The organism is Brevibacillus fortis, from assembly GCF_003013395.1.
Taxonomy (GTDB): domain Bacteria; phylum Bacillota; class Bacilli; order Brevibacillales; family Brevibacillaceae; genus Brevibacillus; species Brevibacillus fortis.
Genome location: NZ_PXZM01000022.1, coordinates 18,322 through 41,829 on the forward strand (window position 1 = coordinate 18,322; position 23,508 = coordinate 41,829).

At 48.6% G+C, this 23,508-nt stretch carries 24 protein-coding genes; 4 read left to right on the forward strand and 20 right to left on the reverse strand.

Translation table 11 applies throughout. The features are described from left to right. Nucleotides 1–720, forward strand: coding sequence for a DUF1266 domain-containing protein (locus C7R93_RS13495; RefSeq protein WP_106839302.1), 720 nt, complete (start codon nt 1–3; stop codon nt 718–720). Nucleotides 721–809: 89 nt separating this feature from the next. Here the strand turns inward: C7R93_RS13495 and C7R93_RS13500 are convergent, their stop codons facing one another. Both C7R93_RS13500 and C7R93_RS13505 read right to left on the reverse strand, forming a co-directional pair. Beyond that, entirely contained in the window at nt 810–1,376 is a 567-nt protein-coding gene (locus tag C7R93_RS13500; protein ID WP_106839303.1) for a GNAT family N-acetyltransferase, read from the reverse strand. Between the two features lie 189 nt (nt 1,377–1,565). Beyond that, nucleotides 1,566–2,630, reverse strand: coding sequence for an HD-GYP domain-containing protein (locus C7R93_RS13505; protein ID WP_106839304.1), 1,065 nt, complete (start codon nt 2,628–2,630; stop codon nt 1,566–1,568). A gap of 217 nt (nt 2,631–2,847) precedes the next feature. Here C7R93_RS13505 and C7R93_RS13510 point away from each other — a divergent pair, with 217 nt between their 5' ends. Then, entirely contained in the window at nt 2,848–3,339 is a 492-nt protein-coding gene (locus tag C7R93_RS13510) for a Mov34/MPN/PAD-1 family protein (RefSeq protein WP_106839305.1), read from the forward strand. Here the strand turns inward: C7R93_RS13510 and C7R93_RS13515 are convergent. From C7R93_RS13515 to C7R93_RS13555, 9 genes are all read right to left on the reverse strand, one after another. After that, nucleotides 3,251–5,077 carry a peptidoglycan D,D-transpeptidase FtsI family protein gene (locus tag C7R93_RS13515; RefSeq protein WP_106839306.1) on the reverse strand — a complete coding sequence of 609 codons (1,827 nt, stop codon included), beginning with the start codon at nt 5,075–5,077 and terminating at the stop codon, nt 3,251–3,253. The genes C7R93_RS13510 and C7R93_RS13515 overlap by 89 nt on opposite strands. Nucleotides 5,078–5,183: 106 nt before the next feature. Then, nucleotides 5,184–5,828, reverse strand: a complete 645-nt coding sequence (gene udk / locus C7R93_RS13520) for a uridine kinase (protein WP_106839307.1) — start codon at nt 5,826–5,828, stop codon at nt 5,184–5,186. Between the two features lie 51 nt (nt 5,829–5,879). Then, entirely contained in the window at nt 5,880–6,515 is a 636-nt protein-coding gene (locus tag C7R93_RS13525; protein WP_106839308.1) for an O-methyltransferase, read from the reverse strand. Nucleotides 6,516–6,718: 203 nt separating this feature from the next. Then, nucleotides 6,719–7,819, reverse strand: coding sequence for an endolytic transglycosylase MltG (gene mltG / locus C7R93_RS13530; RefSeq protein ID WP_106839309.1), 1,101 nt, complete (start codon nt 7,817–7,819; stop codon nt 6,719–6,721). Nucleotides 7,820–7,968: 149 nt separating this feature from the next. Then, the gene (locus C7R93_RS13535; RefSeq protein ID WP_007727932.1) at nt 7,969–8,259 is read right to left on the reverse strand and encodes a DUF1292 domain-containing protein; all 291 of its coding nucleotides are present in this window, start codon (nt 8,257–8,259) and stop codon (nt 7,969–7,971) included. 5 nt (nt 8,260–8,264) lie between these two features. Further along, complete coding sequence (gene ruvX / locus C7R93_RS13540) at nt 8,265–8,681, reverse strand: Holliday junction resolvase RuvX (RefSeq protein WP_106839310.1); 417 nt, start codon at nt 8,679–8,681, stop codon at nt 8,265–8,267. A 10-nt stretch (nt 8,682–8,691) separates the two neighbouring features. After that, the gene (locus C7R93_RS13545) at nt 8,692–8,952 is read right to left on the reverse strand and encodes an IreB family regulatory phosphoprotein (protein ID WP_007727936.1); all 261 of its coding nucleotides are present in this window, start codon (nt 8,950–8,952) and stop codon (nt 8,692–8,694) included. Nucleotides 8,953–9,063: 111 nt separating this feature from the next. Continuing rightward, a complete protein-coding gene (gene alaS / locus C7R93_RS13550) occupies nt 9,064–11,712 on the reverse strand; it encodes an alanine--tRNA ligase (RefSeq protein WP_106839311.1) in 2,649 nt (882 codons plus the stop codon). Nucleotides 11,713–12,026: 314 nt separating this feature from the next. Next, entirely contained in the window at nt 12,027–13,091 is a 1,065-nt protein-coding gene (locus C7R93_RS13555; RefSeq protein ID WP_106839312.1) for an AI-2E family transporter, read from the reverse strand. Between the two features lie 379 nt (nt 13,092–13,470). On the opposite strand from C7R93_RS13555, the gene C7R93_RS13560 reads away from it, so the two are divergent. Further along, a complete protein-coding gene (locus C7R93_RS13560) occupies nt 13,471–14,157 on the forward strand; it encodes a TerC family protein (protein ID WP_106839313.1) in 687 nt (228 codons plus the stop codon). A 119-nt stretch (nt 14,158–14,276) separates the two neighbouring features. Here C7R93_RS13560 and C7R93_RS13565 read toward each other — a convergent pair whose 3' ends face one another. From C7R93_RS13565 to cymR, 7 genes are all read right to left on the reverse strand, one after another. Then, nucleotides 14,277–14,471, reverse strand: a complete 195-nt coding sequence (locus C7R93_RS13565) for a hypothetical protein (RefSeq protein ID WP_232030579.1) — start codon at nt 14,469–14,471, stop codon at nt 14,277–14,279. Nucleotides 14,472–14,498: 27 nt separating this feature from the next. Then, nucleotides 14,499–14,705: a hypothetical protein gene (locus C7R93_RS13570; RefSeq protein WP_007717618.1), complete on the reverse strand. Its 207-nt coding sequence runs from the start codon at nt 14,703–14,705 to the stop codon at nt 14,499–14,501. 34 nt (nt 14,706–14,739) lie between these two features. Then, entirely contained in the window at nt 14,740–15,219 is a 480-nt protein-coding gene (locus C7R93_RS13575) for a PRC-barrel domain-containing protein (protein WP_106839314.1), read from the reverse strand. 74 nt (nt 15,220–15,293) lie between these two features. Continuing rightward, complete coding sequence (recD2, locus tag C7R93_RS13580; protein ID WP_106839315.1) at nt 15,294–17,555, reverse strand: SF1B family DNA helicase RecD2; 2,262 nt, start codon at nt 17,553–17,555, stop codon at nt 15,294–15,296. Between the two features lie 79 nt (nt 17,556–17,634). Continuing rightward, nucleotides 17,635–19,299 (reverse strand): methyl-accepting chemotaxis protein, encoded by a 1,665-nt coding sequence (locus C7R93_RS13585; protein WP_106839316.1) that lies wholly within the window; start codon nt 19,297–19,299, stop codon nt 17,635–17,637. A 170-nt stretch (nt 19,300–19,469) separates the two neighbouring features. Beyond that, nucleotides 19,470–20,615, reverse strand: a complete 1,146-nt coding sequence (locus C7R93_RS13590) for a cysteine desulfurase family protein (RefSeq protein WP_106839317.1) — start codon at nt 20,613–20,615, stop codon at nt 19,470–19,472. A 28-nt stretch (nt 20,616–20,643) separates the two neighbouring features. Next, on the reverse strand, nt 20,644–21,063 hold the full coding sequence (cymR, locus tag C7R93_RS13595; protein ID WP_012685608.1) for a cysteine metabolism transcriptional regulator CymR: 420 nt from the start codon (nt 21,061–21,063) through the stop codon (nt 20,644–20,646). A gap of 97 nt (nt 21,064–21,160) precedes the next feature. On the opposite strand from cymR, the gene C7R93_RS30315 reads away from it, so the two are divergent. After that, entirely contained in the window at nt 21,161–21,334 is a 174-nt protein-coding gene (locus C7R93_RS30315) for a hypothetical protein (RefSeq protein ID WP_167402470.1), read from the forward strand. A gap of 15 nt (nt 21,335–21,349) precedes the next feature. Here C7R93_RS30315 and C7R93_RS13600 read toward each other — a convergent pair whose 3' ends face one another. Both C7R93_RS13600 and C7R93_RS13605 read right to left on the reverse strand, forming a co-directional pair. After that, complete coding sequence (locus tag C7R93_RS13600; RefSeq protein WP_106839318.1) at nt 21,350–22,708, reverse strand: replication-associated recombination protein A; 1,359 nt, start codon at nt 22,706–22,708, stop codon at nt 21,350–21,352. 6 nt (nt 22,709–22,714) lie between these two features. Then, complete coding sequence (locus C7R93_RS13605) at nt 22,715–23,470, reverse strand: tRNA threonylcarbamoyladenosine dehydratase (RefSeq protein WP_106839319.1); 756 nt, start codon at nt 23,468–23,470, stop codon at nt 22,715–22,717. Nucleotides 23,471–23,508: the final 38 nt, after the last annotated feature.

Here is a 23,508-nt window from a genome sequence, read left to right on the forward strand (position 1 = left end):
ATGACAAAAGAAGCAGAAGACGAAAAAGAAATCGACCCAAAGGTAAGCCGCTACTTGCATGCTCTCTCCTCAGTTTGTTTACCCCAGAAGCAGCTCTCGTATTATTTGGCCATCCACGACTACCACCGCCTGCGCGATACGTTTCTGCGGCTTCGGATTGATAACAGATGGGACACGGGTGATACTGCCAAAACAAAAGAGCGGTTGACCTGGTTTCTGGAGCATGGTCGAAGAGCCGAATTTGATCAGCATCGCTACGTATTATCTGCACTCAGTGCTGCCAAGCGTTCCAACTACATCGCATCCTTTAAAAAAGGCGACATGGAGTCAGCCCGGCAGTTGATCGTGTACTCGTATATGAACAGACTCCCACATGATGGCATTGCCGCTTTTGATTACGCCTGGTTTCTCATTATTTGCAAAGCAGGCGCCCAGCAGTCCTATCTTCCCAAGGCAGATGCCGTAGAAAGCATGCTGAAAGTAGCCAAGCGAATTCAACTCGCTTATTCGAGCTGGGAAGAGTATTTATTTGCGTATGCATGTGGCAATCTTTACGACGAGGCAGGCGGGGCCAAAAATACGAGTAAAGCAACCGAAGTTCATATTTTGAAGCTCCTGACGGGTAAGTACAGTCCGATCCGTGAATTTGACTGGAAGTTTGATCTAACATCTTACATGCCCTCACCCCAAGTAGCAAGCACGCCTTCTTTTAGCAGCTAAGCTTACGAAAAAACGTTTCCCCGGACATTTCGTGCTATGTCCAAAGGGAAACGTTTTTTATTCTTGTATCAACCTCGATCAAGTTCTTCTTACACCTTAACAGGTATGTCCTTCACCATATGGCTCAATTTATGCCCGCTTACGATCACTGTCCCGTCCTCACGGTAGCCGAGCGATTCATACAGCTTGCGCGCACGTGGTTTTTCCTCGTCAACGAGCAAAGCGATCCGGTCATGCCCGCGCTGAATCGCTTCTTTTTCAAAGGCATCGAGCAGAAGTGATCCGATCCCCTTCCCTCTGCATGAGGAATCAACCGCGACAGAATCCAAATAAAATTCGTCGTCCTTTGCTTCTTTTACTAGCGTAATCGTCTCGCCAGTCAAACGTTGGACATGCTCAACAAAGGGACGATCAAGCACCTCTGTTTGGCTTCCATGATAAAAGAGCGCCAGTCCTACCGGTACATCTCCATCCATGGCAATCACCGCGTTTTCGTAGCTGAGTCGGTTATTTTCCTTCGCAAAAAACTCCTCCATCATGCGAATCGCAGCCTCTGCCTCCGTTGCACCTGTCAACGTATGCGCGATATCTCCAATGGCATCATAAATTAATGGCGCAGCAAAAGCTGCATCTGTGGGTTCCGCTTTGCGTATCATGTGTTTCCTCCTTGCGTTTCGAGCATTCGCACGACACGACTCTTTAGATTCTTTGTATATCATGCACTCTTTCATTGTGTCACAATCTGCCAAGCTGATCGAGCTTTCCCGACGATCGTTCACAGATCAGCAACAATGAAACCGCTCTCATTTTTCAGGAGCGGTTTCACCTTTTTCTCATCGTCTTCCCTATCCAATCATTTTTTCAATCGTCAGCTTGCGATCATGCCGCAAATCGAGGAATTCTCCCATTCTTCTTACCAACGGACGCATCGGTTCATCTTGATGGATGAGAATCACTTCGACTTCTTCCCCACTACTCAACCTCGCCTTCGCGCCTACGTACAGCAAGGCAATATAGCGGACAAAATGCGCTACAATCTCAACGTTCAACGTGCCGTTACAAGCTTCCTTCCACAAGAGCTGTGCCGCCTCGAATGGGGACGTCCTCCCTTTGTACACCCGATCAGAACAGATCGCATCAAACATGTCGGCAACGGCGAGCACCTGACATTCGATCGGAATGCTATCGACTTTTCTTTGCTCCGGATAGCCAGACCCGTCGAGTCGCTCGTGATGCAGCAAGGCACACAATGCCAACAGCTCAGACCCACCCTTCATCTCACGGATTATTTCATAGCCGTAGACGGTATGCTTCTTCATGATCGCAAATTCTTCTGCACTTAGCTTTCCCGGCTTAAGCAATATTTCCTTAGGTACCCTCATCTTTCCAATGTCATGCAAAAATCCGGCTGTCCCCATGAATGCTACTCGCTCTTCATCCCATTTCATCAAGCGAGCAATGAGCGAACAAAGAATGCCTACATTTAATGAATGTCGATATGTATAGCTGTCTGCCCCTTCGAGTACGTACAAGTTCCGGAACAAACCCAAATGCTTCGTCGATTTTTCTGCTACATCAAAAAAGATGCTGGAAAAATGGTCAAGACTCGGTGCCCCGCTAACTGTCAGTTCATCGAAGAGGAGTCTCGTTTTGTCGAGAGCTTGTACATAAGCAGCAACGGTCTCAGAATCTGCCTCTAGTTGGAATAGTTGAGAAGAAACTTCCTTACCGGTTCCCTCCGTAAGGCTCTGTATAATGTCAACCTCACGCACTCGTTGCTTTTGCAATAAGATCACATGGGCAGCCGTGATCGTCGTGTTTTGTCCCAGCAGCAAAATTCCTTGTTCGGTGTACAAATCAGCCGCTAATACTTGCCCAATCAGCGAGAGATCAACAGGTGCCAAAGGCATACGATCAACCTTTCCAGTCTCCGTCTTTTTCGATGTTTTTCAAAAAGTGGACTTTTTGAACTTGCACTTTTACTCAAATTATAGAAAGGAAAAGTAGGAGTTACAATCTTTTTTTCGATAATTCATAACTTTGCTGGTCACCGGGACCTTTCACTATTCGCATACATATGATATCAAGCAAATGTCAGTGGTTTTATCAAGGAGGGACGAACGTCTCATGACGACGCTGTACATCACACCAAAAGCGTGGAAACAGATTGAGCAGGCCGTACGAAAAAAACCCTCTCTGGAAACAGGAGGGGTCATGATGGGATACCCACTTGGTGAAGATAGATGGGTCGTTACGTATGCAAGTGAACCAGGCCCAAATGCGATTCACCAGCCACATTCTATATTTTTCGATGACAGGCATCTCAATAAGCTCGTCCGCAAATTAAGCAGAAATCGACAATGGAAATACATTGGTGATTGGCATAGCCATACGGTAAAACGCCTATCTCCCAGCAAAGGTGATAAGAGAACCATTTGGTCAAAAGCGTCGCAATCCATGTACATGTCCTCCTCTCCCCTCATGCTGATCGTCGGGCTAAGTAAAAACGATCAAATTAACGCAAGGGGGTTCATCCTCGGAAATACTCTTCGCGAGGTGGGGAAGATTGAGCTGTATGATCGGCAAGCTCAGCGACAGCTCGGTGAAAAAGCTCCATAGCCTGATTTTTCCCCCAGCTCGGCTGATTTTCTGCCACGACACAAATGGCGTAACGTGGCTCCTCTAACGGAGCGTACCCGAGAAACCACAGATGGTTGTTACCATTCGCATCCCCGATTTGCGCAGTCCCGCTTTTGCCCGCCACCTGCCAAGCGGAATTCATGAGCATCTGCCCTGTTCCCTCTGTGACGACTTTGCGCATCATTTTTCGCAATTTGTTGGCTGTGACGTAGTCAATTCCGTCCAAAGAGAGCTCCTGCTCAGGGAATGTGTGGAACGACTGACCATTTCGGTATGCGATCTCTTTTACCAGCCGTACCTGAGAGCTTTGTCCGCCACGCAAAATCGTTACCATCATGTTGGCTGCTTGCAAGGGGGATATTCGTACATCCCGCTGACCGATAGCGCTTTGAATCAGGACGCCTTCATCGTCGCGGGATACTCCCTCTGCAAAGACTCTGCCCGGCTCTTCGCCGTCCAACTGCTTGAAATTGTTGAGTTTATACAGATGAGGGGTAACATGCCCTACTTGAGTGGTCAAGCCCAGCTTTTTCGCATATTCCGCCAACTTTTCTCCGCCCACGATCTTGGCGATATGTGCAATCGCAATGTTACAGGATTGGGCATACGCTTCTTCCAGCGTCACACTGCCGTGACCTTCTTTTTTCCAGCATGAGAACTGGTACTTCCCGTATTCCCCTGTACATGTGAAGCGATCAATTGGCGAAACGATCCCTTCCGCTAAGGCTGCTGCAGCCACTACTGTTTTATAGACGGAACCAGGCGGGAGTTGTTTGAACACGCGATTCTTCCAGTCGCTTGCGTTTCCCGTGACATTCGTTTGATCATAAGTAGGGCGGCTAACAGCTGCAAGAACATCGGCTGTTTGTACGTCCAAAACAACGATACTGCCCTCTTTTAGCCCCACTTGATCGGCTGCTGCCTCCATACTTCGTTGGATTGCTGCATCCAAGGTAGTCGTTAATGACAACGGATAGTATTGATTCGACTGCTTCGTATAGCGAATATCCAGCCCTCGGAGCGGTTGACCGTGTCCATCTACGTAATAGGACAAGACAGACGGCTCTACCCCCTGTAAAAATCGGTCAAAACTTCGCTCCAGACCAGACGCCCCCACCGTGCTCTCGGCATTCATTTTGCCGCTGGCCCATTCATCTGGATACAGCTTCTGCACCATGCCGGGATTTTTATGGATAAAACCAGTCAGATGCTTGGCTACTTCATCAGCGCGATATCGCTCTGTCACCGCCAATGCCACAATTCCAGGGATGGCAAGTGCATTGATTTCCTCGGCCTGCCGCTCTGTGAGCATCACCAGCTTGCCGGACTCCTCTCGCATGAGTAGCGGCGCTTTTGCCCCTTCCATAGCCTCCGACAGCCGATCCTTGGATTCTCCGGTTATTTGAGCCAATTGCTGCAAGCCATCTGTTCCTTGCAAGCTCCCACGCGCCAACGGGAACAAAATCAAGGCGAGATGCTCTTCTCCAGTAAAGGCGTATCCATTTCGATCCAGGATATCGCCACGCCCACTATGCAGCACGATGCTTTGCTGTCTTTGCTTTACGGCTGCCTTTACCAAATCAACGCCATGCCTGGAAAAACGATGGGGCGAACCGAGTTGAATCCACCACAATCGCACGACCAAACCGAGCCATAAGAACGACATGGACAGCAGTACAAGAAAGTGACGTCTTTTGATTCGTCGATCCAGCTGCATCGAATTCCCTCCCTGGCTTTTTTCTCCAGTATTGCCGGAATGTACGCGACAGAAACAACGAACAAAGAAAAAAGCACACCGTACGTCACGGTGCACTTCTAAGTGTTTAGGATTGATTGGCGAATTGTTGCTTCTCCAGCAAAATATTGCTGATCTTCGTGGATAACAGATCCAATGCTACTCGGTTGTAGCCGCCCTCTGGGATGATGACGTCTGCATATCGCTTGGTCGGCTCGATAAACTGCAAATGCATCGGTCGAACGACGTTTAAATACTGGGTTACAACAGAATCGAGGGAACGACCGCGCTCTTCGATGTCACGTACGATTCGGCGTACAATACGCACGTCCGCATCGGTATCGACGAATACCTTGATATCCATCAAATCACGAATCCGCTCATCCTCCAGAATCAGCATTCCTTCCAGAATGATGACATCCTTCGGATCGACCTGGATTTGCTCCGCCTTGCGATTATGCTCCTTGAAGTCGTAAATCGGTTTTTGGATCGCTTTTCCTTGCATGAGCTCCTGCAAATGCGCAAGCAACAGATCATTGTCAAAAGCGAAGGGATGGTCGTAGTTAGTCAACGCCCGCTCTTCTGGGCTCAAATGGCTTTGATCCTTGTAGTAGGAATCCTGCTCAATCATCGTTACACTATCATTTTGGAACTGGCGGTACAGCTCCTTTGCTACAGTCGTTTTTCCAGAACCACTGCCTCCCGCTACCCCAATCAATACGGGGTTACCCATGCTTCATGTCCCCTTCCTCATGATGCTTTACGCGTTTACGACCCTATGTTTTTATTTCTTTTTCAAACTGATGGCCAGCCCGTCTCCTACTGGAATAAATGTCGTTTCTAAATCAGGACGCTCCATCAGATGTGCATTATAAGAAAGCAGCTTGTCCACCATAGGACGCTGGCGCTTGCCCGCTTCTTCAGGGGTCGCAACCAGTCCTCGGAACAGGACATTGTCGCTGATTACCAAACCGCCTTCACGAAGAAGCGGTAGATACAAATCGAGGAATGCTCGATATTGACCTTTCGCCGCATCGATAAACAAGCAGTCAAATTGATACGACTCCGGCAGGCCTAAGGTGGCATCACGTGAGAGAATCTCCACACGGTCTGCACATCCTGCTTCTTTTATATTTGCCCGTGCTCTCACCAATCGATCTTCATCTATGTCCATCGTGACAATTCGCGCTTCCGGTGCAGCTTCTGCAAGCCAAATGGTGGAATAGCCAATTGCCGTTCCCACTTCAAGAATCGCTTTGGGACGATGCAGCAATAACAACATCCGCATGACTTGAGCGGACGGGAGCTGCACAATCGGTATGTTTTCCTCTGCCGCCTCCTGCTCTAGACGCATGAGCAGCGGGGAACGCTCGGGAACCAGGCTTGACACGTAGTCGTCAATTGCCGGATTGGTAATCATGATTTCACTCCTCTTTCGTTACAACCGAATTATTATAGCATACCTTGAGAAAGCTTGGCTATGCCGGCCTAGCGTTTTTCGCCTTACATCGCATCTATAAAAAGAAAGGATGAGAAACAACATGAGGGAATACCTCTGTTGCCGTTCTCATCCTTTAATAAAATATCATTCCATTATTTATAAGTCTGGTTAGATTGGACAGGTTAGTTACCCCTGCTTTTCTTATCATTGGCTTCATGCTCTTGCAGTGTTTTGGAGAAGTGATGCTCGGACGTTCCGTCTTTTTTCGTCACGTAGAAAAAGTAATCGTGTTTAGCCGGATTCACGACTGCTTCAAGCGAAGCTCTGCCTGGGCTGGCAATCGGCCCCGGTGGCAGTCCAGGATTCGTGTACGTGTTGTACGGGCTTTTTACTTTTAAATCCTCAAAGGTCAGACGGTCTCGTTGTTTGCCGAGAACAAATTGGACGGTAGCATCTGCTTGCAACGGCCATTTGTCGCGAATCCGATTGTAGTACACACCTGCTACAAGCGGGCGCTCTTTATCTACGGTTACTTCACGCTCAACGATCGATGCGAGATTAACCGCTTCATCCAATGTTAAATCGTACTGCTTCAACTGCTCTGTCCACTCCGGGTTCCATTCCTTTTGGAATTGAGCCAGCATACGCGAAACGACATCATGCGCCGTAGCGTCTTTTTCCACCTCATACGTTTCCGGGAACAAATACCCTTCCAAACGATGTTTTCGGTCTGCATGTTTCGGTATGGCTGCGACAAAAGGATAGTCGGGGAAATTACCTTCATTTACTTCCTTTAAGAATGCTACCTTCTCTACAATGCCTTCTTTATCGAGATGGTCTGCGATCTGTTCGACATTCCAGCCTTCTGGGATCGTAAATCGGTTTGCATTGATCACCGTGTTACCTTCCACCATGGCTGTTAGTATCTCGTCGATGGCTTGTCCAGTCGTAAATTGGTATTCTCCCGCCTTAAGCTCAGGCGCCACACCTTTATACTTCACGTAGTAATTAAATACATCGGCATTTCGGATCAAACCTTGTTCTTCCAGTAGTCGACCGATTTTTTGTACGGATGAACCGGACGGAATCGCCACGTTTTTCACCGTCTGTTCTCCTGCAACTGGCTGTAATTGCTGGTACACGTACCACGCTGCTCCCCCCGCAGCCAAAATGATCAATAAAAATAAGGCAACCAGCCACATCACAATTCGTCCGCCGCGTCTGCGTCGATGCGCCACTGGGCGGCCGGGGTTAAAATCAGGCTTCGCTGACATTGGTTTCAAGCTAGAAATCCTCCCTTTAGGGTCTCTTTATCTCCATCCCATCCATTATACAAGAGGCTTATCCACCTGTCACTTCATGGGTGATTTTGGCGAAAAAAGACAAACAAAAAAGAGAGCCCGCAGTTGCGGACCCTCTTCCCATCCATCTATTAAATTCCGTCTTTCTCCAAATCAGCAATCAGCGTTTCGAAGGTAGCTTCTACTTGCTCCCACTCTTCATCATCCTCGATTGGCATGAGCATGTCTGTACCGTCATAACGCAGGAAGTGAACCTCATACTCTTCTTCCTCTTCCTGATCTACTGGTACGAGCACCAAATAGCTGCGGTCTTCAATGTCAAAAATGTACATGATACGAAAATCTCGCGGTTCCTCGGTACCTTCTTCTGTCAGTGCGATCACATCGCCCACTTCGAACTCTTCCATCATCTCTTCACTCATTGTGGTCACCTCGATTTCGCGTCCAAATATCCTTGGAGGATTAAAGTGGCCGCCATTTTATCTATCACTGTCTTCCGCTTTTGACGGCTGACATCAGCAGAGATCAGCATACGCTCTGCCGCCATCGTCGTCAAGCGTTCGTCCCACATGTGGACAGGAAGAGACGTGCGTTCCTCCAAAAACTTGCCAAATGCTTGACACATTTCAGCACGCGGGCCTATGGTTCCGTTCATGTTTTTGGGCAAACCAACGACGAAAGCCCCAATTTGATACTGCGAAACTAATTCGCTCAGGCGGGCAAGATCCTTTTCCTTGGATTGTCGCTTGATGGTCTCTACTCCTTGAGCAGTCCATCCCAGCTCATCGCTGACAGCCACTCCAATCGTCTTGTCGCCTACATCCAACCCCATCAGTCGTGTCATCGTTATAGGTCTACTTGCGCTCTGACAAGTAAACGGTCACCAACTCTTCTATGATTTTGTCCCGTTCCAATTTGCCGATCAGGCTCCGCGCGTTGTTGTGGCGTGGGATAAACGCCGGGTCGCCAGAAAGCAAGTAACCGACGATCTGGGTGATCGGGTTGTATCCTTTTTCCTGCAGGGCTTTGTACACCTCTGTCAATGTTTCTTGCACATCCGCCGCATTCGCTTCCTTGGGCACCGTGAATTTCATGGTATTATCCAACGAACTCACAATCAACACCTCGATTTCCTTTGAGACTCTTTTTCGTTACATACTCTTTCTCTATTCGACTCGGATTTCGTTTACTCCTTGTCGATTATACAAATTTCTCGCGCAATCGCACTATTTCGCTACTGCTTGACTCTTTACGAAGTCAACCACTGCATCCAGTGCTTCTTGCAGTTTGGATGGATCCTTACCACCGGCTTGCGCCATGTCAGGACGTCCACCACCGCCGCCACCGCAACGAGTTGCGACTTCCTTGATGATCTTGCCAGCGTGAATGCCTTGATCCATGAGATCTTTGGTTACACCTGCAACGAGGTTCACTTTGTCTCCATCTACGGCACCCAACACAATGACAGCGGAGCCGAGTTTGTTTTTCAGCTCATCCACCATGCCGCGCAGATTGTCCATATCGACAGCGGAAACACGTGCAGCCAATACATTCATGCCGTCTACTTGTTGGAGTTTATCCGTCAACGATGCTGCCTCGATGTTCCCCAGTTTTGCACGCAGGGACTCGTTTTCGCGCTGTACTTCTTTCAATTGTTGTTGCAGACCTTCTACACGTGCAGGTGCTTCAGCCAGTACTGGTGCTTTGAGTGCTTGCGCCACTTCTTTTAGCGTAGTAAACTGCTGGTTCAAGAACTGATAAGCGCCGCGTCCTGTTACTGCTTCGATCCGGCGCGTTCCTGCACCGATACCGCTCTCGCTAACCAGCTTGAACAGACCGATTTCCGCGGTATTGTTCACATGGCATCCGCCGCACAGCTCCAGGCTGTATTCGCCGACTCTTACAACGCGTACAACGTCGCCGTATTTTTCACCGAACAACGCCATTGCGCCCATAGCTTTTGCCTCAGCCAACGCTTTGTTGGAGATCTCGACACTCAGATTTGCCCACACTTTTTCATTCACGATTGCCTCGATACGCTCCAGCTCTTCTGGCGTAATGGAGCTAATGTGAGTGAAGTCAAAACGGAGACGCTCTGGTGCTACCAAGGAACCTGCCTGATTGACATGCGTTCCCAGAACATCCTTGAGTGCTTGGTGCAGCAAGTGAGTCGCTGTATGGTTTTGCGTGATAGCCAGACGTGCTTCACGGTTTACTTCCGCACGAATCTCATCGCCTTTGCGCAGGGTACCTGCTTCGACGATGACGGAATGTACATTTTGACCCATTGGTCCTTTTTGTACATCTGTCACACGTGCTTTCACGACATCAGAAATCAGGAAACCTTCGTCATTGATCTGACCGCCGCTTTCTGCATAGAAAGGAGTTTGGTTCAGAACAACTTGTACGGTTTGACCTTCTTCTGCTTCTTCTACCAGCTGGTTGTCAAAAATAATCGCTTCAACTTTACCTGTTGCTACCAATTCAGTATAACCAACAAATTGGCTCGTAACCGTCAAATCAGACAATGGACCACCTTGGATTTGCATGCTGTCTACATCTTGACGTGCTGCACGTGCACGCTCACGCTGTTCTTCCATCGCTTGATCAAAGCCATCGCGATCGACAGTTAGCCCTTGCTCGTCTGCGAAGTCTTCTGTCAGATCAACAGGGAATCCGTAAGTATCGTACATTTTGAACACATCTTGACCAGACAGTTGTGTCTTTCCGCCTTCTTTTGCTGCCCTCACCATGTCAGACAGGATCGCCAGACCGTCGTTCAGTGTCTCGTGGAAACGATCTTCCTCGGCACGAATGACTTTTTCGATAAACGCACGCTTTTGGACAACCTCTGGGTAGAATTCGCCCATCATTGTACCTACCGTCTCAGTCAAGCTGTACAGGAATGGCTTCTCCACGCCCAACTTTTTCCCCATACGTACGGCACGGCGAAGCAGACGGCGAATGACATAGCCACGTCCTTCATTGGATGGAAGTGCGCCGTCACCGATCGCAAACACAACCGTACGTGCATGGTCAGCGATAACTTTCAGTGCTACATCCATCTCAGGGCTTGTTTTATACTTCACACCGGAGATTTCCGTGGTCTTTTCGATCAGCGGGAACAGCAAGTCTGTCTCGAAGTTGTTATCTACGCCTTGAATGACAGACGCCATGCGCTCAAGACCCATCCCCGTATCAATGTTCTTCTTAGGCAGCGGCGTATAGGTACCGTCTGGATTGTGGTTGAACTGGGAGAATACCAGGTTCCACACTTCCAGGTAACGCTCGTTCTCTCCACCTGGATACAGCTCAGGATCGTTCGGGTCGTTTCCGAATGCTTCTCCACGGTCATAGAAAATCTCCGTGTTCGGTCCGCTCGGGCCTTCTCCGATATCCCAGAAGTTGCCCTCCAGTCGGATGATTCGCTCTTCTGGAACACCGATTTTCTTGCTCCACAGCTCAAATGCTTCTTCGTCCTCTGGGTGAATGGTAACGGAAAGCAATTCTGGATCAAAGCCGATCCATTTTGGGCTCGTCAGAAACTCCCATGCCCATTCAATCGCTTCTTCCTTGAAGTACTCCCCAATGGAGAAGTTACCCAGCATTTCGAAAAAGGTATGGTGGCGAGCAGTACGTCCCACATTTTCAATATCGTTGGTACGAATAGACTTTTGCGAATTCGTGATGCGCGGGTTGTCCGGGATGATGCGGCCGTCAAAATATTTCTTGAGGGTCGCCACACCGCTGTTGATCCACAAAAGGGAAGGATCGTCGATTGGAACCAATGGAGCGCTAGGCTCAATGCGATGTCCTTTTTCTACAAAAAAGTCGAGGAACATCTGGCGGATTTGATTGCCTGTCAGCTTCTTCATCTACATTCTCCTCATCTAAAAATAAAAAAAGCCCCCATCCCCTCAGGGACGAGAACTGATTTTCTCGCGGTACCACCCTGCTTACAGGCTCGCTACACGTATCTGAGCCAAGACCTGTCGCTTAAGTGGCGTCTAACGGTGCCAAGCCGCCGGGTTTTGCCCGGTCTTAGGAGTAGCCTTCTGCTGCTCTTCTTTTGGTCGCCCTCTCAACCATGGGGCGCCCTCTCTGTAAAAGGTCTGCAACATACTCGTTCCCTCATTGATTTCACATAAAATCACTTTGTCCATATTATAAATATTTTACCTGATCACTGTCAACTTTCATGCATCATGACAGCGATTCGGCTGACGATTACTTTGCAAACGGCAAGAATCGGGACAGCAACGATAAGCCCGAGGATTCCCCCTACGGTCTCCCCTACCAGCAGTGCCAATATAATGAGAAGCGGGTGTAAATGCAAAGAACGACCAACGATGTTGGGAGACAGTATGTTCCCTTCCACGATTTGAATGATGAGATTGATAACGACGACGAGTATCAGTGTCTTGGTGGAAATCGTAATCGCGATCACAACTGCCGGTGCCGCCCCAATCAATGGTCCGATGTACGGAATGATGTTGGTGAGACATACGAATGCAGCCAGTACAAAAGGATACGGCATGCCGATCCACCAGTAGCCCATGTATGCGAAAACACCTACGATCAGGGCGACAATCATTTGTCCATGTATGTATTTACCCAAGGATTCATTAATATCCCGCAGGACGATCAGCACTTGCTTCCGATAAGCCTTTGGAACAATCGACATCCCTGTCTCATGCAATTGCTTCATATCTTTCAAAAAGTAAAAAGCGATAAACGGCACGATAGCAAAGGCGAACAGCTTTCCCATCGAATGGCGAGCATTATCCACGATTTTCGCTACAGAATGAGACATCCCCTCATTCGACTGGATGATTACCCGATCCACACCCCTCGAGATGCTATCCGGCAAGAAATATTTTCGTGCCTCCCACTCACTCATCCATGAATAGTACCAATCCATCAGGCGGGGAATATCGTCTGACAGCTCCACCAATTGTTTCGTGAAAACAGGAATCGCGTTAATGATCGCAATGGTAATCACCAATACAAACGATCCATATATGAGCAAGACTGCCATTAAGCGCGGAACCCTTCTATTTTCCAGCAATTGCACAACCGGATGGAGTAAGTAAGCAATGACGAGTCCCAATATGACGGGAACGAGCACTTCCTTAATGAGTGAAAACAATTGTGACAGGACTGGTCGGAGCAGCCAAAGCAGATTCCCGATGACCAAAAGTGCGATGAGCCAAACAGCAGCAGCAAATAGACGACTTCGCCGAAGTTCATCCACGTTCCCCAACTCCTCCCTATTTGAGTACATCTTTTTTAGCTTGTCTCATTCACATTAATTTCATGTAACCTATTGACACACAATTTCGTGTTCAGTAGTATGTAATTACAAGAGGATATCTCCAAAGGGGAGTAGCTTTTTCGCAACATAGTCGTCATTACGGGATTTTTCCCCGGCTATGTTGGCAACATTTTCGTAAATGTTGTAAGCAAGACCTTTGCCGAACAGGTAAAAGGTCTATTTTTGTTTTTCAAATGACCTTTGCCTGTCCTGGGAAAGGTCGTTTTCTTTTTCGCCCCTTTACACACACTATAGGAGGTATCAAGAAAACGGCCAGCGGATTATTCGCTTCCAAAATGGATTAGGAGGAGGAAGAGAAATGGATTTATTGTTAAGCCCTGAGTTTTGGACCGCATTACTCTCTATCGTTATCATCGACCTGGTGCTGGCCGGGGACAATGCCCTCGTCATCGGGATGGCGGCTCGTAACCTGCCTGCTCATCAGCAAAAGCAAGCTATCATCTGGGGAACGGTTGGTGCAATTGTCATTCGTGCATTGGCGACACTCGCTGTCGTTTGGTTACTGAAAATTCCTGGTCTGCTGCTTGCAGGTGGTTTGATTCTCATTTGGATCGCCCTCAAGTTGCTGATTCAAGATAATGGTCATGATAATATGAAAGCAAGTGGTACTCTTGGTGCAGCGATTTGGACGATTATCGTAGCCGACACAGTTATGGGCTTGGATAACGTTATCGCTGTAGCAGGTGCAGCACATGGTGATTTCCTTCTGGTAGTTATCGGTTTGATCATTAGTGTTCCGATCATGGTATGGGGTAGCACATTGATCTTGAAGCTGATCGAGAAATATCCGATCGTTATTTATATCGGTTCTGCCGTATTGGCGTATACCGCTGCGAGCATGGTAACGAGCGAGAAATTCCTCACACCATTCTTTGCCGCTTACCCTTGGGTAAAATGGGTATTCATCGTAGCTGTTGTGGTTGGTGTTCTGTTGATCGGACGCATGAAAAGCCAACAACAAAAACGTTTGGCAGAACAATCTTAATGCAAAGCAAGGCTCCGTCGTTTCCGCGACGGAGCTTTTTCATGTATGTCGATGTCGAAAAAAAGCACCCGAACACAGTGTATGTTCGGGTGTTTATTTACGTTCCACTTCACATTTTGTTAACGAGTAACGGCACGCATCAGCTTGCGACCTGATTTCCACATACGCGTCACATCACGCATGGAGAAGGGCAACTGATTCCAATTCAATGAAAACCGACTGCGACGTCGCGGAGCCATCCAATAGCCAATGATCGCCACAATTCCGCTTGTGGCAAGAACCCGCAACAGGCCTCGAGTGAACAAGCGTGCCACCTCCATTGGTTTTACCGCTCAAATCCACTACATATTCAAGTGAGCGGTTACTGTCTGATCCTCAATAAACAGATCGTTGAGCGAATGCAAAGATCCATCTTCCTCAACTTGGTAGACAGAAGCGATCTGCTCATTGGAAACGCTCATTTCTATAAAGCAGTTCCAGCAATAGTATTGATTGGTTCCAATCTTTCCTACGTCTTTGGAACTGCAATTCGGGCATATGACACGCATCACGCTTTTCCTCCCTTTCACGCCTGGCCACGAACTAGTCCGGCACGATCAGGTTTTCTTCCCCGACGATAACGGATGCTGGTGCAGGGAGGCGCTTTCGTCCTTCCGTGATATCTGCAAACCAGCCATTCGATAGTTCGTACCCTACAAGTTTCTCCCAGTTGGCTGAAAAGTAAACATCTTCCAGCCTCCCCAAACATTCTCCGGATGCGGTAATCACCGCTTTTCCTTTTAGCTTCGTCTTTCCCGTCACAATGCCGACAGGCTCTAGTCCGGCGAGATGAGGTAAGGGCGTGATCGCGTCTTTTCCCGATACGGTAAGGCAGGACTCCCCGACCGCATGAATATGTTCGGTAGGAATATAGGTACCTGATTGGAACCAGCCCTGTTCGCTCAGCAAGACTCCTCGTACATGCCAAGTGGAGTCGCAAAGAATGTCACGCACGGTTCCAATCGTCTCTCCTGTTTGGAGGCATACAACTGGTAATCCGACTGCATCCATTGCCTTGCGCATGTGGGACATCCCCCTTCCGCCTTGTTAGTATCAGGCGAAATGGACACGTCCATTCGGCGCAAATGGTTCCAACTTCACTCTTGCTTTAGCCGTTCCTCCAAGTAGCTGTACCGTACCCCCTCCTCATCAGACTCTACAGCAGCACGGAACGCATCCGGCTCTCCACACATGATGAGGAATGATTTGCTCCGGGTAATCCCGGTATAGACCAGCTTACGCCTGAGCATACGGTAGTAGCTTTTGACAAACGGCATGATCACAATCGGAAATTCGCTGCCTTGAGACTTATGAACCGAGCAGCAGTAGGCAAGCGTCAGCTGATGATAATCCGAACGCTTGTACACCACTTCCCGGTTATCAAAGGCAGCGACCAGCATCTCCTGGTTCTCCGCATTTTCATTTGGGAAAAAGATGGCGACGATCTCACCCATGTCACCGTTAAACACCTGTTCTTCAGCATTGTTTACCAATTGCAGAACCTTGTCTCCTGTACGGAAAGTCGTCTCTCCAAAAGTAACTTCACGCTTTTGCGGCGTTTTCGGATTAAACAACTCCTGCAATTCTTCATTCAACCGATTCACACCGGCATTACCTTTATAGATAGGGGCTAATACCTGAACATCTTTTGCCGTATATCCTTTTTTTACGGCTCCGAAGCAAATTTGTTTCACTGCTTCCGGAACTTCTTGTGGCAAACTTGTGAAGAATCGCCGATCCGGGGTGGTGTGAAGCAAATCTGCCGGTACATTCCCCTTGCGTACATCATGGGCCAACCGAATAATCGTAGACTCTTCTGCTTGCCGATAAATTTCTGTTAGCTGTACCAGCGGCAGCAATCCAGATCGAATCATATCCAACAGGACGTTGCCTGGACCTACGGAAGGTAACTGGTCAGGGTCACCTACCATGATAATCTGCATGTCATCTGGGACCGCACGAAACAATTGATTCGCGAGCCAAATATCGACCATGGACATTTCATCCACAATTAATAGTCGGCCACGGATTGGGTGCTCCGCATCATGCTCGAAGCTCTCCCCTTTGTAACCAAGCAAGCGATGGATGGTCATTGCTGGTAAACCCGTAGTCTCTGTCATTCGTTTTGCTGCACGTCCTGTAGGAGCGACAAGAATGATCGGGAACGGATTTTCTTCGTTGTATTTTTTCAAGTCCAGAGACAATCCATGAAGCTGAGAAAAAACACGACAAATCCCACGAATAACTGTCGTTTTCCCCGTTCCAGGCCCCCCTGTCAAAAGCATCAGTCCTGCTTTGATCGCCTGTTCAATGGCATCACGCTGCGTCTGGGCATACGTAATCGCCAGCTCATCCTCGACCGCCCCTATCGCACGGTAAAATTCCGATGTCGGAAACGTACCGAACTCATCCCTGGCAGCGAAGTGGCGCAGTCTTTTGGCAAGACCGAGCTCGGCAAAAAACAATGAGGGCAAATACACCCGCTCATCTTCCCAGGCAATTTTGCTCGACACAAACAGGGCTTCTACTGCCAGTTGAATATCGTCGCCAGAAAAGTCGTGCCCCCCGCACTCTTCGAGAAGGCGCAGCGTTTTTTCACAAAGCTCCTCCACAGGCAAATAAACATGTCCTTCTGAATACGAAGCCTCCTGTAAAACAAAGAGAGCTGCCGCCTTCACACGTTCTTCTGAGGAAGCCGCGATTCCAGTTGCTCGCGCAATGTCATCTGCCCGCTTAAAGCCGATTCCTACGACATCCTCAATCAACCGGTAAGGCTCTTCCTTCAACACTGTCATCGTTTCCAGCTTGTAGGTCTGATAAATACGCAGCGCCATGTTTACACCAATGCCGAAGTCATATAAGAAAACCATGGCACTTTCCAAGGAACGATGCTCGACTACTGAATCATAGATCGTTTTGGCACGTTGCTCGGAAATACCTGGTACCTCAGCCAATCGCTCTGGGAAGTCCGCGATAATCGACAGCGCATCTACGCCAAGCTGCTCGACAATCCGTTTGGCCATCTTCTTCCCGATCCCTTGAAACAAGCCACTGGCTAAGTATCGCTCAACCCCAGCCAATGTTTTCGGTGTTTCACGTTCATAGCGCTTTGCTACGTACTGCTGCCCAAAACGAGGGTGTGTCTTCCATTCACCGTAAAAGGTATAAAGCTCATCTGGGTGCGGACGAGGAAAATTACCGACAATAATAACTTCCGATTCTTTAATCGATTCGGTAGTCTCTTCTATCTTTAGACGGATAACTCCGTACCATGTTTCTTCCTTGTAAAAAATTTCTTGAGAAACGAATCCTCGAATGAAGTTTTCCGCAAACAGCGAGATTGACTGCTGCTCGTCCATCTAAACGCCTCCTTACATAAAAACCGTTCCAGAAAGGAAAAATCCACTTCTCTCGAAAGTGGATTTTCCTATGCTCGTCTTAAATTGTAAATCGTTTTACTTGTTCTGACAACTGCTCGGCCATTTTCGCAAGCGTTTCTGATGCTGCCGTCATTTCCTCGGAGGTTGCTGACTGTTCTTCAGACGCTGCTGCCACTTCCTGCGTATCTCTAGCCGCCGCTTCCGCAAGTCCAGCTATTTTTTCAGAGTGACTCACCAATTGGACTGTATCGCGATGAATCGCTTGGGCTACATCGTTCATTCGATGTACTTGCTGGCTCACGTCTTGAACGGCTACCAATATTTGCTGGAAGCTGTCTCCTGCCTGGGCCACTCCTTCGCGTCCATCCTGTATAGCGACTGCCGTCGTTCCCATTGCAGATACCGCCGCGAGAATATCCGTATGGATCGTATGAATCAAGCCTGCGATCTCTTCGGCAGCCCCACCCGACTGCTCCGCCAGCTTACGCACCTCCTGGGCAACAACCGCAAAGCCGCGTCCCTGTTCCCCCGCCCTTGCAGCCTCGATGGCGGCATTCAAAGCCAATAGATTCGTCTGGTTGGATATTTGACGAATGATCGTGATGATTCCGATGATTTGCTCGGATTGGGAGCCAAGCTCTCGGATAACCTGCTCCGTACGACGAGCATGATCCGTGATTTGATCCATTTCTTGTACGAGCTCTTGCAGCTTACCTTCACCAACCTGTGCCAATCGATTCGCGTCTGTCGCATCAGCATTTACTTGATTGGTCGAGGCCGCAATGAGTTGGATATCTCCACCGATGCGAGACAAAAAGCGTACCGTATCCGTCACTGTTTGTTTTTGTTGTTCGGAACCCGTAGCGATTTCCGAAGAAGCCATGGAAATCTGTTCGGAGGCACGTGCACTTTCTGTCGCACTCGCTGTTAATTCTTCCGAAGCTGCCGCTACCTGTTGGGCTACTCGCTGCACCTCGTTGACCATGCTGCGAAATACTCCCATCATCTCATTGTACATCGCCGATAATTCCCCAAGCTCGTCCCGAGAATGGACAGTCACTTGCGTGGTCAAATCTCCTGTCTCTGCACGCTTCATGGCCAATACCAGCTCTTTTAGTGGCCGAACCAGCTTGTTGACAATAAAAATACCCGTTACCAGCGCTAAGATAGCGCTTATCAGGTTGAGGAGAAACATCATCGGACGACTGCTCTCAATCGTCGTCAGCAAATCATTCTCGTAGCTGCCAATGGCGAGAATCCACCCATTCGGTAGCTGCTTATACGCCGCCACTTTGGTAGAGCCTCCGAATTCATATTCGATCCAACCGTTTTTTTGGGCGAGCATGACTTGCGTGAATTCTTCATTCGCCAAGGAGGTATTCTCGACTTTCGGGTCTGGATGAAAAATTGCGATTCCACTCGCATCCAAGATATAGGCGTAGCCAACCATTCCATTTGGCTTGTAATACCGTTCGGCCACCTCACGCGTTATTTCAGTAATCTTCTGTCTGTTTTCCTCACTAATCGTTGCATCTTGGGCGTAAATAGACAGCTCACGTGCCTTCATTTCCGTTATGTATTGCAAGTCAGATACAGCCAGCTTGTATAGCGCGCTGCGTGCATTTTCAAATTGGATATAGCCGACGACCATTAATGGAAGCATGGTTAGGATGAGTATCGTAAACACCAGTTTGTAGCGAATAGAGTAGCGTCTGGCCAACATGAAAGTCCTCTCCTTATCGGATGATCCGAATTTATATAGTTCTTCAGGATTAGTCCCGCAGAATCATTCTACCATCCTCTTCCACAATTCACCACAAACTCCAATAAGAAACACGCTTTTGCTCAAATGAAAAAACCGCTTGGCTTCATCCAAACGGCTTTTTTCCTTCGTTATTCGCGTACCAAGCGCTTTACAATCGCAGCAACCAATGTAGCAGCCTGCTTCGCCTCTTCCACTGTATTCGTAATCCCAAAGCTGAAACGAATGGCTGAATGAGCAATCTTCTCGTCCAGTTGCATCGCTTTGAGAACGTGTGACAGCTCTAATGATCCGGATGTACAAGCTGAGCCGCTCGCTGCTGCAATCTTGGCGATATCCAGATTCATCAGCATGGTTTCTGTATGTGCACCTGGGAAGGACACATTTAAAATATGCGGCAATGACTGCTCGCTATGTCCATTCAGACAGAACGTAATTCCTGCTTCCTGCCAGACTGCGATCATCACGGCTTTCATTTGCTCATACTTTTCTACCCGTTCAGCCATTTCCTCGCCAGCGACCTTTGTCGCTTCGGCAAAACCAACAATCCCCGCCAGGTTTTCTGTTCCCGCTCTGCGTTTTCGTTCTTGTGAACCGCCGTGCAAAATCGGGGAAAACGGAACCTTACGCGCTAAATACAACGCGCCGACTCCCTTTGGACCATTAATTTTATGGGCAGATACCGAGAGCATATCAACAGGCAGCTTCCGTGCATGGACAGGCAGTACACCAAATGCCTGTACGGCATCGGTGTGAAAAACAATCCCTTTTTCACGGAGGAAGGTACCGATTTCCTCAATTGGCTGGATCGTTCCTACTTCGTTGTTCCCGTACATAATGGACACCAGTACCGTATCCGGGCGAACCGCTTGTTTCAGGTCATCCAAGCGGACCATGCCTGTCTGGTCAACAGGCAAGTACGTCACTTCAAATCCAGCCTGCTCCAAAAATTCACAAGCATGCAAGACTGCATGGTGCTCGATTTGCGAAGTAATAATGTGACGACCACGTTCGCGCTGTGCCATTGCAGCGCCGATGATCGCCATATTGTCCGCTTCTGTCCCGCCACTCGTAAAGATGAGTGATTGCGGATCCGCATCCATAAAGTCAGCAATCGTGTCTCTCGCATGCTCCAACGCTTTTCGCGCTTCGCGACCTGCACCATGGACACTGGATGGATTCCCGAATACTTGAGTCAAATAGGGAGTCATAGCAGCAACTACACGCGGATGTACCGGCGTAGTAGCTGCATGGTCAAAATACAATAGTTCTGACACTGCTGTCACCTTCTACCAACTTAATATTCTAGATGTAAAACATATAATTATCAGCAGGACCATCGTCTTCAAAGCTGATCAAGTCTTGAAGGGAAGTCGAATCCAGAACAGAAGAAATACTATCCCGAATACGTAGCCATAAAAAACGCTTAGCCGGATCTTCTTCCTCCGCAAATTCCACAGGGCTGATCGGTCCTTCCAGCACTCGAATCACATCGCCAGCAGAAATCTCATCCGGCTGCTTCGCCAAGACGTAACCGCCATATGCGCCACGAATGCTTTTTACCAAACCCGCGTTACGCAAAGGTGCAATCAATTGCTCCAAATAATGCTCGGACAAATCGTGTTTTTGGGCGATGCTCCGTAGTGAAGTCGGCCCTTCTCCGCAACGGTTGGCCAATTCCATCATGATCGTCAGCCCGTAGCGTCCTTTCGTCGAAATCTTCACGTTAACAACTCTCCTCTTAGTATCGGTTATACGCGCCCGCCCCCTACATGTCTTCTGTATCGTGGGACACACTAACATCTTAGGGGGTGAAATGCAGATGGCAACGAACAAACGCTCGGAACGAGGTCGCAACCACCCTTCCGACACCTTGTATGACCAACCCGCAGGCACGATCGCTCACAAAGCCCGTTACGGTGCGAGTGAGCAGAGCAAACAACCGAATGAAAACGGTGATTTGCCCAATAAACCAGGCGGAACTGTCCGCACTTAAATGTTAGCTCCCCCATTATTCGGGGGAGTTTTTCCTTGGCAATCCACGTCCATCCATCTTTTGTCTTTCTTCCTGGAAGCGGCGAATGTGACGCTCATAGCCGTGATCCTTTGGCTGGTAGAACGAGTAGTTTACACCGTCAGGCAGATACTGTTGGGGTACATACCCATATGGATAGTTATGCGGATACAGATATCCCTGACCGTGTCCCAGCTTCGCAGCTCCCTTATAAGCAGCATCTCGCAGATGAATCGGTACTTGCTTGTGACCATCGGTTCGGATACGATCCAACGCAGAATTAATTCCATTGTAAGCGGCATTGCTTTTGGGGGCGGTTGCCAGGTACGTCGTCGCTTGTGCTAAAGGGATACGCCCTTCAGGCATCCCCACCAATTCTACCGCCTGAAAGCAGGAAATCGCAACTGTGATCGCTTGCGGGTCAGCATTTCCGATATCTTCTGAAGCTGAAATGACCAAACGGCGGGAAATGAACCGCGGATCTTCTCCGGCATCGAGCATTCTCGCCAACCAGTAAAGAGCTGCGTCCGGATCAGAACCACGAATGGATTTAATAAAAGCAGAGATCGTGTCATAATGGTTGTCCCCACTCTTATCGTAACGTACAGCCCTGCGCTGAATGGATTCTACAGCTACGTCCAAGGTCACAGTAATTCGCCCATCCGATCCTGATTGGGTCGTAGTCACTGCCAGTTCCAATGCGTTCAGCAAACGTCTGGCATCCCCTTCCGCGTATTGAATCAAATGCTCTGCCGCTTCCGGTTCTACGGTGACAAATAGCTCCGCCAATCCGTTTTCTTCATCAGTAAGTGCCCGATCCATGACCTGCTTCAATTCCTCATGAGAAAGCGATTGAAGGGAAAACACTTGTGAACGCGACAAAAGCGCCGGGTTCACCTCGAAGAAAGGATTCTCCGTCGTAGCCCCGATCAAAATGATCGTACCTTCCTCCACATATGGAAGAAGGGCGTCTTGTTGCGATTTATTGAAACGGTGAATCTCGTCTACGAACAACGTTGTCCGCTGATTATCCATGACGAGCCGCTCTTTTGCCGCATCTACCACTTTGCGGATGTCAGCGACACCGGCCGTAACCGCATTTAACTCGGAGAAATGTGTGCGTGTGGTACCAGCGATGACTTTTGCCAGCGTTGTTTTCCCTGTACCTGGAGGTCCGTAGAAAATGACGGAGGACACTTGATCTGCTTCAATCGCCCGTCTGAGCAGCATCCCTGGAGCCAAAATATGCGATTGCCCGATCACATCATGAATCGTTTGCGGCCGCATCCGTGCAGCCAATGGCTTCTGTTTGCCGCCACCTTGCTGGTCGTAGGCAAATGTGAATAAATCATCCATCTTCCACTATCCTTTTACAGGCTGCCACTCCAAAATATCCCTTGCCACTACACTGGCCAAAATTAAACCAGCCACAGAAGGCACGAAAGCATTGCTTGCTGGAGGCATCCGCACTTTGCTAATCGGTGAATTCGGGTTGGAAACGATCTGTTCGCGTACATCTACACGTACGGTTACTGGAATCTCACGGGAATATACAACTTTTACTCCTTTGTAGATACCGCTTTTCCGCAGTTCACGACGAATGACCTTTGCAATCGGATCATAACTCGTTTGGGAAATATCGGCAACCTCAAAACGGGTCGGGTCCATTTTATTAGCCGCACCCATGCTAGAAATAATAGGGATATTGCGACGCTTCGCTTCCTTAATCACATGGAGCTTTGCGGACATGGTATCCATGGCATCCACGATGTAATCCAGTTCATGCTCAAACAGCGCATCCGCTGTTTCTTCATTGTAGAACATATTGAGTGTGACGACCTCGCACTCAGGATTGATCGTTGCAATACGCTCCTTCATGAGCTCAGCCTTTTTTTGACCGACTGTGTTCAGCGTTGCATGAATTTGGCGGTTGATGTTGGTAATGTCTACTACATCCTTATCCACCAAAATGAGCTTACCTACACCTGTACGTGCAAGTGCTTCCACGGTAAAGGAACCGACTCCGCCAATTCCTAATACAGCAACGCGGCTATTTTTCATTTTTTCCAAACCTTCGGGACCGAAGGCCAATTCACAACGAGAAAATTGATGAAGCATATTTCGTGTCACCTTTCATTCACAAGTGAGATTATTGT